Genomic DNA, 11,282 nt, shown 5'->3' on the forward strand with positions numbered 1-11,282 from the left:
GCAGACGATGGCGGGCTGCGCGGTGCTCGTGACAGCGGACCGCCGCGCGGCCGAGCTCGGCGCCGCGCTGCGCAGACGAGGCGCCCTCGTGCGCACGGCGCCCGCGCTGAGCATGATCCCGCACCACGACGACGAGCAGCTCATCGCGGGCACACGCGCCCTGATCGCCGCCCCGCCCGACGTCGTGGTCGTGACCACCGGCATCGGGTTCCGCGCCTGGATCGAGGCCGCCGACGCGGCGGGGCTCGCGGGGCCCCTGACCGAGGTGCTCGCCAGCGCGCGGATCGTCGCCCGGGGGCCGAAGGCGCAGGGCGCCATCCAGGCGGCGGGCCTGACGGCCGACTGGGTCGCGGAGTCCGAGGTCTCGGCGGAGATCGCCGAGGCGCTGCTGGCCGACGGCGTGCGGGGCCTGGCGATCGCGGTGCAGCATCACGGCGCGGGCGCCGACGGCCTGGACGAGGCGTTCGCCGCCGCCGGGGCGCGCGTCCGCAGCCTCGTGGTGTACCGGTGGGGGCCGCCCCCCGATCCGGCCGCGGTCGTCGCGTCGGCGCAGGCCACCGCCGCGGGGGAGGTCGACGCCGTGGTCTTCACCTCGGCGCCCGCCGCCGCCGCCTGGCTGGACGCTGCCGACACCGTGGGCGCCGTCCCGGCGCTGGTGGAGCGATTCGGCTCGGGCGAGGTCGTCGCGGCCGCCGTGGGGCCCATCACCGCGCGGCCGCTGCTCGCCCGGGGGATCACCCCGCTGGTGCCTGATCGCGGACGCCTCGGCTCGCTCGTGCGCGCGCTCGTCGACCACTATGGCGGCCGCCACGTGCTCGACACCGTCGAGGGCCCGCTGCAAGTGCACCGCGGCGCCGCGGTGCTCGACGGCAGGGTGCTCGCGCTGTCGCCCACCAGCCTGGACGTGCTGCGGCTGCTGGCCTCGCGCCGTGGCGCCGTGGTGCCGCGCTCCGAGGTCCTCGCGGCGTTGCCCGGAGCCTCGCAGGATCCGCACGCCGCCGAGGTCGCCATCGCGCGCCTGCGTGAGGCCGCCGGCAGCCGCGACCTGGTGCGCACGGTGGTCAAGCGGGGCTACCGGCTGCAGCTCCGCGACCCCGACCCGGCGCCCGCGCCAGCAGCCGACGACGCCCCCCATGATCTGGAGACAGCCCCATGACCGCCACAGTGACCCGCGGCGCCGACCCGGTGCTGGTCGGCTGCTCGCATGGCACCGACAACGCGCTCGGCCGGGCGGCCATCCAGGCGCTGCTCGACGCCGTGCGCGCCCAGCGTCCCGGGCTGGACGTCCGCGAGGCGTTCGTCGACGTGCAGGAGCCGCGAGTCCGGGCCGTGGTGGAGACGGCGTTGGGGGAGGGGCGTGCTGTCGTGGTGGCGCCGCTGCTGCTGTCGGCGGGCTTCCACGTGAACGTCGACATCGCGGAGGCGGTGGGCTCCCCGCACGCCGTGGCAGCCGCGGCGCTCGGGCCCGACCTGCGGCTGGTGGAGATCCTGGCGCATCGGCTGCGGGAGGCCGGAGCCCGGGCGGGCGACGCCGTGGTGCTCGCGGCGGCGGGCTCGAGCGACCCGCGCTCCGCGCAGGCGGTCGAGCAGGTCGCGGCGGGGCTGCGCGCGCAGTGGTCCACAGGCCCTGTGACCGTGGGATACGGCGCGGGGCGGGCGCCGCGGGTCCCGGACGCCGTCGCCGCAGCCCGCCGGGCGGGCGCGCAACGCGTGGTCGTCGCGTCCTACCTGCTCGCGCCCGGGTTCTTCCACGACCGGCTGCTCGCCTCAGGGGCGGACCTGGTGACCGCCCCGCTCACCCCGGACCCCCGCCTGGCGGACCTGGTGCTCGACCGGTTCGACCAGGCCGCGCGGACGCTGCCCCACCGCGACCTGGTCTGACGCCGACCTGGGCCTTCGTCACATTCGGCGCCCTCCTCGCCCCCAGGCCTCAGGCGTGGCCGTCCACAGCCGATGGGAACCCAGTGGCCACTGGGAACGAGGAACCGCGCGAGACATCGCGCGTGACGACGACGCAGATCCAGGTGTCGAGGGCCCGCCCGCGCCGGTGGTGGTCGCGTGCCGCCCAGCGGGAGGGCGTCGACGTGGGGCTGGCGGCGTTGCGGGCCCACCGCGAGGAGTTCAGCGACGCGGCCGCCGACCTGGTCAGCGGTGACGACGCCGAGGATGTCGTGGAGCGCATCGTGCGGCGCGCCGTCGCATCTGTGTCGGCCCCGGCGTACGTCCTCCTGCTGGACGGAGACGACGGCACGGCGACAGTGCGCCACCACGGGCTGGACGCCGAGCGCGCGGCGGACGTGGCGCGGCGGCTCGGCGCCGGCGAGTCGCTGGGGGAGTCCGCGGTGGTGGTGGACCTCGCCTCGGCACGCCAGGTGCACGGGCGGCTCGCTGCCCTCTACCTGGACGGGCGCGAGCCGTTCGACGGCGACCACTCGCTGCTCCAGGCGCACGCACGGCATGCGGCCGCGGCACTGGACCTGCTCACCGCTCTCGAGGACGGCAGGCGCGAGCAGCTCCGGACGGCCGCGCTGCTCGGCCTCGCGCATGAGCTCGCCACCGTCGACACCGCGGGGGCGGTCGCGGAAGTCGTCGCGCGGGCCGTCCCGGGCATCGTCGGCTGCCGGGCCGCGGGCATCCTGTTGTGGGACCACGAGGCGGGGGCGCTGGAGGTCGTCGCGACCTCAGGCCTGGGCCGGCGCCTGAGCGGATTGTTGTCGGGGGCGGTGTTCCGCGCAGACCACTCACCTGAGCTGGTCGGGATGCTCACCCACCACAGCCCTCGCATGCTCCGGCGCGAGCGCGCCAGCCAGGAGATCGCCGCCGCGATGGAGGCCATCGCCGCCGCGAGCCTGGTCGTGGTGCCGTTGCTGGCGGGCGACACGCTGCTGGGCGTGGCGGTGGCGGTCTCCGACGCCGAGGAGGGCACACCCGCCGAGCAGACGGCCCTGAGCCGGCTGGCCGGGGTGAGCGAGCAGGCCGCGGCGGCCCTGCAGAACGCGCGGCTGCTCAGCACCGTCCAGCGGCAGGCCCATCACGACGCCCTGACGGGCCTGGCGAACCGGGTCCTGTTCTCCCAGTTGCTCGACTCAGCGCTGGCGCGGCAGGGCGAGCACACCGCGACGGCTGTGCTGTTCTGCGACCTCGACAACTTCAAGGCCGTCAACGACGAGTTCGGGCACACCGCCGGCGACGAGCTGCTGCGCCAGGTCGCGGGCCGCCTGCGGGAGGCGGTGGGCCCGGAGCACGCCGTCGCCCGGATCGGCGGCGACGAGTTCGCCGTGGCGATGCGGGTCCCGGACGAGCGGACCGCCGTGGCGATCGGCCGCCGCTGCGTCGACGCGGTCACCGCGCCCTTCCACATCGACGGCCATGAGCTGCGCGTGACGATGAGCGTCGGGGTGGCCCTGCACGCCGGGCCCGACGGGCGTGGGGAACGGCTCCTCGCCGGGTCGGACCGCGCCATGGACGACGCGAAGCGGCGCGGGCGCAACCAGGTGGGCGTAAGCGGCGGCTCGACGCCGTCGACTCCCGGCCCCTCCCTCGAGGCGGAGTTGAGGACGGCGCTCGAGGTCGGCCACCTGCGGTTGCACTTCCAGCCGGTCGTCGACGTCTCCGTGCCGGGGATGGCCAGCGTGGTGGGCGCGGAGGCGCTGGTCCGCTGGGACCACCCGCGGTTGGGCCTGCTGTCGCCCGCGGCGTTCCTGCCGCTGGCTGAGGAGACCGGGCAGATCACCGACATCGACCTGTGGGTGATCGAGGCGGCGTGCCGCTGGCTCGCCGCGACCCCTGAGCCCGAGTCCGGCGCCCTGCACGTCGCGGTGAACGTCGCGGGCCGCACACTCGTCGACCCGCGGCTCCTGTCGACGGTGCGCGGCGCGCTCCACAACAACGGCCTGGCCCCGCGGCAGCTCGTGCTGGAGATCGTGGAGACCAGGTCGTTGGCCGACCTGCCCGGCGTCGTGGAGCGGCTCGGCGAGCTGCGCCAACTCGGCGCGCGGGTCTCCCTCGACGACTTCGGCACCGGCTACTCCACGCTGGCCTGGCTGAAGCACCTGCCGGTCGACCAGATCAAGATCGACCGCAGCTTCATCACCGCGCTGCCCGAGCGGGAGTCGGTGGCCCTGGTGCGCGGGGTGCTGGCCCTGGCGGCCGAGCTCGGCGTCGAGGTGGTGGCCGAGGGCGTCGAGTTGTTCGAGCAGCTCGAGGCGCTCCGCGAGGCCGAGTGCCACCTGGTGCAGGGCTACCTGTTGGGCCGGCCCGAGGTGGAGCCGAGCCTGGCGACCCGGATGGTGGGCACGAGCCCGGTGGGGTGAGCGCGGCGCCTATCGCGTCGCGCCCAGGCTCCCGCCCGCGGACTCCAGATGCGCGCGCACGAGCCACTGGAAGAACTCCAGGCGCCGGAGCTGGTGCAGCAGGATGCGCTGGGAGACGTCGTCGAGGCCGTGCAGCCGGTCCGCGGCGTCACGGTGGGAGGAGGCGACCCGGTCGTAGACCGCGTCCAGGGCGCGCAGGTGGTCGACGGTCGTCGCCCGGCCCAGCGGGTAGTCGGGCCAGGAGCGCGCCTCCACCACCGCGCCGGGGGTGCCGCGGGGCGCCGCGCCGAGGGTCGCGACGCGCTCGGCGGTCTTGTCGATCATGCGGTGCACCGACGCGACCTGGGGGTCGAGCATCTTGTGCACGGCGATGAACCGCGGGCCCACCACGTTCCAGTGCACGTGTTTGAGCGTCAGCGCGAGGTCCAGTAGCGCGACCAGGCGCTCCTGCAGCACAGCCGCGACGTCGCCGCCGTGCGCGAGCGTCAGGCCGGGCACCGTGTACTTCGGCCGATCGGGCTGACGTGGCATCGCGGGCCCCTCCGTCCAGCGTCCGCCCCCGATGCGGGGACACAGCCAACGTGCATCACGACGCGCGCTCCCGCATCTCGCAGACCCGCCGACTGGGCGCGGGCGTCACGAGCGTCACGCGGGGACGGGGGCCTCGTCCGCATGGGCGATGTGGGCCATCTGCCGCCACAGCAGCACCACGAACACCGCCGAGCCGGCGAAGGCGAACCAGAACGGCGCCGTGACGCCCCACCGCTCCGCGAGCAGCCCGCCCACACCGGATCCGAGGACCAGCCCGCCGAACACGGCGATCGTGTTCACGCTCCCGACGCGCCCCTGCAGGCGGGTGGGCACGGCCCGTTGCCGCACCGTCACGGACGTCGTCCCCCAGATGAAGGCGTGGGCGCCGAAGACGAAGAAGATCGACATCGCGACCCATGCCTGGCGGGTCAGCGCGAGGCCCAAGTGCGTGAGCGTCTCCACGATCAGGCCGATCCGCATGAGCTGGCCCAGGCTCACCCTCTGGGTGATCCAGCCGTACGCCGCCATGCCCGCCAGCCCGCCGACGGCGCTGACGGTGGTCAGTAGGCCGAAGCCCACCTCGCCGAGCCCGAGCCGTCGCGTGGCGTACAGCACGAGCACCGACCAGGCGGCGCCGAACGTGATGTTGAAGATGAAGATGGTGAGCGCCAGTGTGCGGACCGCGGCGTGATGGGCCACCCACGTGAGGGCCTCGGCGATCTCCTGGCGCACGTGCGTCTCGGCGTCGGGCGCGCGTCCGTGCGGCGGCAGGACGATGCGCGAGACGAGCAGCGCGCCCAGCGCCACGGCGAGCGCCTGCGTCGCGAACGGCCAGACCGCGCCCACGGCGAACAGCGCCGCGCCGAGGGGCGGGCCCGCGAGTTGGTTGACGGTGATGAAACCGGCCTGCAGCCGGGAGTTCGCCACCGCGAGGTCGTCGCGCGAGACCAGCATCGGCAGCAGGGTCTGGGAGGTGTTGTCGGCGAACACCTCGGCGATCCCGACCGCGAACAGCGCGACGAGCACGATCCCGATCGACACGCGGTCGGTGAGCACGACCAGTGCCAGCACCACGAGGACCGCCGCCCGCAGGGCGTCCACGGTGATCACGAGGAGCCGGCGGTCGACCCGGTCCGCTAGGGCGCCCGCGAACAGCCCGAACAGCAGCGGGGGCAGCCACTGCAGGGTCGCCGCGAGGGCCACGAGCCGGGGGTCGTCGGTGAGCGAGGCCACCAGCAGCGGCCCTGCGGCCAGGGCGATCCCGTCGCCCAGGTTGCTGGTCCAGGACGACGCGAGGAGCCAGCGGAATCCGCGGCCCAGGCGAGTGGGGGCGACCGTCTCGCCTAGTCGTGACACGGCCAGGATCGTATCCGGACCTCAGGGCAGGCGCGTGGCCATGCCCACCGACGCGGGCGCCGTCTCGGTGAAGCCGTGCCGCGCGTACAGGCGGCGGCCGGGAGGGTCGGCGAGCAGGTTGACGAAGGCGCCGGGTGGGGCGTCGTCGCGGATCTGCTCCAGCAGCGAGGCCAGCACCGCGTCACCCAGGCCGCGGCGCTGATGCTCGGGCAGCACGGCCATGTCGACCACCTGGAAGCACCAGCCGCCGTCGCCGAGCACCCGGCCCATCGCCACAGTCGCCCCGCTCGCCACGTGCACCACATGGCGGGCGGCCCAGCTCCCGGGTAGCCCGGCCACGGCCTGCTCGCGGGTCGCGGGCGTGAGGCCGGCGAGGCGGCGCAGCGCCAGGTAGTCCTCGACGCCCGGCACGGCGGCGACGAGCTCGTATCCCTCGGGGAGCGCGACGGTCATGGGCACATTCTCGCCGCCGCGTCAGCGGGCCATGCCAGGGTGGGGCGCATGACGACGGCACCGATCCTGCGGCGCCTCGGGGCGGATCCCGGAGGCCCGCCCCCGTCGGCGGACTGGTCTGCCGCGATCCCCGCCGTGGCCCAGGTGCTCCGGGACGGCTGGGACCTGTCGGCTGTGACCGTCCTCGTGGGCGACAACGGCTCGGGCAAGTCCACGTTGGTGGAGGCCTGCGCGCTCGCGGTGGGGACCGGCCCGGAGGGCGGCTCGCGGGGGTCGGAGTTCAGCACCCGGCCCACTGAGTCCGACCTCTGGCGGCGCCTGGTGGCCGAACGGAGCCCCGGCGCCACCCGGCGGGCCTTCTTCCTCCGGGCTGAGACGGCGCACGCGTTCTACACCTACCTCGAGGACAACCCCGGCATGCGCCCGGAGCCGGTGTTCCACGAGATGTCGCACGGCGAGTCCTTCCTCGCGCTGGTGGGCGACCGCATGAAGAAGCCGGGCCTGTACCTGCTCGACGAGCCGGAGTCGGCGCTGTCCTTCCACGGCTGCCTCGCGCTGCTGGCCCACCTGCACGCCCTGGTCGCGTCGGGGTCGCAGGTCATCCTGTCCACCCACTCGCCGGTGCTGGCCGCGCTGCCCGGCGCCCAGATCTGGGAGCTGGGCGAGTGGGGGATGCGGCGGTCCGCGTGGGAGGACCTGGAGCTGGTGCGCGCATGGCGGGGATTCCTCGACGACCCGGCGAGGTATCTGCGCCACGTGCTCGACGACGCGCCCGCCTGACGCGCGGCGTTCCGCGTCCTGCCGTGAGCGCCTACGCCCGCGCTGGGCTCGACCGTCGTGACGTGGCCGGCGTGGCCGCGCGCTGGATGGCCTGGAGGAGGTCGCCCTTCGACATCGTGGAGCGCCCGGCGATGTCCAGGCGCTTGGCGATCTCGTAGAGCTGCGCCTTGGTCGCGCTCGCGTCGGCGGCCGGAGCGGTGGCCCGCTGCCGCGCGCCCGCCGCGGTGCGCTGGGCGGCCGGCGCCGCGGGAGCCTTCGCCTTGCGCTCCCACCGTTTGCCGACCTTCTCGAACTTGTCCTTGAGCGCGTCGAAGGCGATCCGGCGCGCGCGCTCGCCCTCACCGTGCTCCCGGGCGGCGGCGTCATGCGCCTCCGCGAAGGCCCGCTGCGCTTTCTTGCCCGAGCGGGCGACGGCGCCGGGCAGCCTCTTGGCGCGGACCTTGCCCTTCTTGCTGATCATCCGCATGGCGACCTCCCGTTTTTGCACGACTCGTCCCATGGCCTGCGCCCATGGTCGGCCGCGCGACGTGCCGCCGCATCCGCAGCGTCGTCGGCGCGCGTCAGCCCTGGGCGTCGGCCGTCAGGCGCAGCGCGCAGTGCTGCGGCCCCACGAACGGCTCGAGGGCCTGCGCCCGCACGGGACCGCCGACCTGCTCCAACACGCCCTGCGCGAGACCGAGGTGCACGCTGCACACGACCTCGGGCCGGGACCGCGCGAGGCTGAGGAACGGGCACCGCCACAGGTCGAACGTGAGCGCCTCGGGGTCGAGCACGGGGTCGAAGCCCATCCGGTCCAGGTGCGCGTCGAGCGCGAGGATCTGCCGGTCGCGAGGGTCGCTGGCCGCGGAGCGCCCGGGTGGCGGGCTGGCGTCGACCAACTTCCGGCCGACGCTGGCGCCGTGCTGCTGTGCGGAGTCCGCGACGTCGTCGATCGCGGCGCCGTAGCCGTCCAGCAGCGCGCGGACCAGCGCGGCCTGCGCGATCGAGTCCTCGAGCCGTCGCGTGGCGAGGGGATCCTCGTGCACGTCGCGCGCGGTGGTGGAGCGGTAGCGCATCCGAGGGCGGCCGCGCCCGTCCGGCGTGCCCCGCTCACGGTGGACGTACCCCTCGGCGATGAGCCGCTGCAGGTGCTCGCGGGTGGTGTTCTCGTGCAGGCCGGTGGCCGTGGCCAACTCGCCGACGGTGGACGGGCCGTTGCGCTGGAGCGCGTCGAGGAGCTCGACCCGTCGGCCGGAGGCGAGGACTGCGCGCGGGCGTCGCTCCAGGGGGTCCGTGCTCGTGATCTCGTCCATGCGCATCCCCTCACTCCTGGTGCACCGCAGCCTGCGTCGACATCCGCGCCGTGCCCAGGGACGTACGTCCCGTGGACAGCCTGCCCCGAAATACCACGATGATCCCGTGGAAAATCGACGCGTCGCCCCGCGCTCCGCCTTCCTGATGCCTGCGGGGGCGGCGATGCTCGCGGGCCTCGACGGCGCCCTGCTGCTCCTCGGCCTGCCCGCGCCCGTGGACCTGCAGCGGCTGCCCGAGGTGCACGGCCCGGTCATGGTGCTCGGGTTCGTCGGCACTGTCGTCGCGCTGGAGCGCGCCGTCGCGGTGGGCCGGCGGCCCGGGTTCGCGGCGCCGCTCCTGCTCGGCGCCGGCGGCCTCGCGCTGGTCTCGCCGCTGCCACGCGTCATCGGGCAGCTGGGCCTGCTCCTCGGGTCGCTCGCCCTCGGCTGGCTCTACACCCGGGTGTGGCGACGGCAGCCCGCCACGGCAGTCGCCGTCCAGGCCACCGGGGCCGCGCTCGCGGTGGCGGCCGCCGCGCTGTGGGCGAGCGGGGTCTCCATCCCGCACCTCGCGCCGTGCCTGGCGGGCTTCCTGGTCCTGACGATCACCGGGGAGCGCCTCGAGCTCCTCCGGGTGGCCGCCCCACCACGCGGGGTCGAGGACGCCGTGCTGGTGCTCGCACTGGGGTGGTGCGCCGCGGCGGTCCTCGGGCTGCTCTGGCCGGCGGTCGGCTATCCGGTGCTGGGCGCGGTGCTGCTGCTACTCGTCGGCGTCCTGATGCGGCACGACGTCGCCCGCCGCACCATCCACTCGACAGGGCTGCCGCGGTTCATGGCGGTGGCGATGCTCAGCGGGTACCTGTGGCTCGCCGTCGCGGGAGGGGTGTGGCTCGCGGCCGGGCCGGTGCTCTCGGGGACGGGCTACGACGCCGTGCTGCACAGCGTGTTCCTCGGCTTCGTGATGTCGATGATCATGGCCCACGCCCCGGTGATCCTCCCCGCCGTCGTGCGCCGCCCGCTGCCGTACCACCCCGTGATGCTCGCCCCACTCGCGCTGCTGCATGTGAGCCTGGCCGTGCGGGTGCTGATCGGCGACGCCCACGACGTGCCCGTCGCCGTGCAGATCGGCGGGGTCGGCAACATCGTCGCGCTGCTGGGATTCCTGGTGGTCGCGGCCGGCTCGGTCGTCCGTGCCGGCCGACGCGGTCCCGACAGGCCCGCCCGGCCGCGCGATCCCGATCCGGCGCCAGCACGACCCGCCGGGCCGACAACGGTGGCGACCACGATCGGACTGCGGCCGTGAACCGCGCGGCATGGCACCTGCGGGCCAACGTCGTCGTCCTGGCCTGGCTGGCCGCGGCGGCGCTCGCGACAGTGGTGCACCGCGAGATCGCGGGCTCCGGCTGGCTCATGGTCCACCTGCTGCTGCTCGGAGGCGCCAGCACCGCGATCCTCATCTGGAGCCAGCACTTCGCCGACACGCTGCTGCGCCATCCGGCGAGCCGGCGCGCGCTGCTGGCGCGCCTGGCCCTGCACAACGTCGGGGCCGTGGCCGTGGTGGTCGGGGTCCAGGTCGTCAGCACGCCGCTGGTCGTGGTCGGCGGCGCCGCCGTGGTGGGCGCGGCCGTGCACCAGGTGGTCGGCATCGCCCGGCAGCGCGGGCACGCCCTGCCCGCGCGCTTCGCGCACCTCGTGCGCTACTACCTGGCGGCCGCGGTGTTCCTGGTCCCGGGGGTGGCCTGCGGTGTCGTGATGGCGCGCTTCCCGGTCGACCCGGACCCGCATGCGCGGCTGTCCGTCGCGCACACCGCCCTCACGCTCTTCGGCTGGGTCGGGCTCACGGTCGCCGGCACGCTCGTCGTCCTGTGGCCGACGGTGCTGCACGCGCGCATCCACCCCGCTGCCGAGGCCGCCGCCCGGCGCGCGTTCCCCGTCCTCGTGGGCGGTGTGGTCGTCCTGACGGCCGGGCCCGCCTCCGGCAGCAGGGTGCTCGTGGCGGTGGGGGCGGCAGTCGTCGTGGCGGGGATCGCCATGCTCGGCCGCTTCGTGGTCGCCCAGGCGCGGTCCTCGGCGCCCCGGACCTTCTCGGCCTGGAGCGTGGCCGCCGCGCTGCTCTGGTGGACCGGCACGACAGCGACGCTGGGGCTGCGGGTCGCCCTCGCCCCGGACTGGGAGGCGGCAGCCGCCGCCCTCGTCGAGCTGGTGCCCGCGTTCGTCGTCGGGTTCGTCGCCCAGGTGCTGGTCGGGTCCATGTCCCACCTGCTGCCCGTTGTGCTCGGCGGCGGCCCCGCCGTCCAGCGGCGCACCTCGGCGGCGCTCGACCGGGGCGGCGCCGCCCGGGTCGTGCTGCTCAACGGCGCGCTGCTGCTCTACGTCGCGCCGGTGCCCAGCGCGGTGCGGGTGGTCACCTCCCTCGTCGGTCTCGGCGCCCTCGTCGCCTTCCTCGTGCTGGCAGTCGTCGCCGTGCTTCAGTCCCGCCGCCCTGCCCCCACGTCGACAACCCCCGCGCCTGCCCTCCCGCCGCTGCCCGACCCGCAGCAGCCCACCCGCCACCGGGGAGGCGCCGCAGCCGCGGTGG

The 11,282-nt window shown here is 75.3% G+C and carries 10 protein-coding genes and 1 pseudogene; 6 read left to right on the forward strand and 5 right to left on the reverse strand.

Translation table 11 applies throughout. From position 1 onward, the window contains the following. Positions 1-7: 7 nt before the first annotated feature. From QUV83_RS06030 to QUV83_RS06040, 3 genes are all read left to right on the forward strand, one after another. Positions 8-1,156, forward strand: coding sequence for a uroporphyrinogen-III synthase (locus QUV83_RS06030; protein ID WP_289563308.1), 1,149 nt, complete (start codon positions 8-10; stop codon positions 1,154-1,156). Continuing rightward, entirely contained in the window at positions 1,153-1,881 is a 729-nt protein-coding gene (locus tag QUV83_RS06035; protein WP_289563292.1) for a sirohydrochlorin chelatase, read from the forward strand. The genes QUV83_RS06030 and QUV83_RS06035 overlap by 4 nt, the downstream gene beginning before the upstream one ends. Positions 1,882-2,003: 122 nt before the next feature. Then, positions 2,004-4,313 (forward strand): putative bifunctional diguanylate cyclase/phosphodiesterase, encoded by a 2,310-nt coding sequence (locus QUV83_RS06040; RefSeq protein ID WP_289563293.1) that lies wholly within the window; start codon positions 2,004-2,006, stop codon positions 4,311-4,313. A 9-nt stretch (positions 4,314-4,322) separates the two neighbouring features. Here QUV83_RS06040 and QUV83_RS06045 read toward each other — a convergent pair whose 3' ends face one another. From QUV83_RS06045 to QUV83_RS06055, 3 genes are all read right to left on the reverse strand, one after another. Continuing rightward, the gene (locus QUV83_RS06045; protein WP_289563294.1) at positions 4,323-4,844 is read right to left on the reverse strand and encodes a Dps family protein; all 522 of its coding nucleotides are present in this window, start codon (positions 4,842-4,844) and stop codon (positions 4,323-4,325) included. A 114-nt stretch (positions 4,845-4,958) separates the two neighbouring features. Continuing rightward, a complete protein-coding gene (locus tag QUV83_RS06050; protein WP_289563295.1) occupies positions 4,959-6,200 on the reverse strand; it encodes an MFS transporter in 1,242 nt (413 codons plus the stop codon). 21 nt (positions 6,201-6,221) lie between these two features. Next, entirely contained in the window at positions 6,222-6,653 is a 432-nt protein-coding gene (locus QUV83_RS06055) for a GNAT family N-acetyltransferase (protein WP_289563296.1), read from the reverse strand. Between the two features lie 48 nt (positions 6,654-6,701). Here QUV83_RS06055 and QUV83_RS06060 point away from each other — a divergent pair, with 48 nt between their 5' ends. Next, positions 6,702-7,433, forward strand: a complete 732-nt coding sequence (locus QUV83_RS06060) for an AAA family ATPase (RefSeq protein ID WP_289563297.1) — start codon at positions 6,702-6,704, stop codon at positions 7,431-7,433. A 31-nt stretch (positions 7,434-7,464) separates the two neighbouring features. On the opposite strand, the gene QUV83_RS06065 is transcribed toward QUV83_RS06060, so the two are convergent. Both QUV83_RS06065 and QUV83_RS06070 read right to left on the reverse strand, forming a co-directional pair. Further along, positions 7,465-7,932, reverse strand: a complete 468-nt coding sequence (locus tag QUV83_RS06065) for a ChaB family protein (RefSeq protein ID WP_289563298.1) — start codon at positions 7,930-7,932, stop codon at positions 7,465-7,467. A 61-nt stretch (positions 7,933-7,993) separates the two neighbouring features. Then, complete coding sequence (locus tag QUV83_RS06070) at positions 7,994-8,725, reverse strand: helix-turn-helix transcriptional regulator (protein ID WP_289563299.1); 732 nt, start codon at positions 8,723-8,725, stop codon at positions 7,994-7,996. Positions 8,726-8,831: 106 nt separating this feature from the next. Here QUV83_RS06070 and QUV83_RS06075 point away from each other — a divergent pair, with 106 nt between their 5' ends. Continuing rightward, positions 8,832-10,007 carry a hypothetical protein gene (locus QUV83_RS06075; protein WP_289563300.1) on the forward strand — a complete coding sequence of 392 codons (1,176 nt, stop codon included), beginning with the start codon at positions 8,832-8,834 and terminating at the stop codon, positions 10,005-10,007. Then, a pseudogene (locus QUV83_RS06080) lies at positions 10,004-11,282 on the forward strand (multicopper oxidase domain-containing protein); the annotation flags it as partial. The gene QUV83_RS06075 and the pseudogene QUV83_RS06080, both read left to right, overlap by 4 nt.

The organism is Cellulomonas cellasea (assembly GCF_030372105.1).
In the GTDB taxonomy this organism is placed as follows: Bacteria; Actinomycetota; Actinomycetes; order Actinomycetales; family Cellulomonadaceae; genus Cellulomonas_A; species Cellulomonas_A cellasea_A.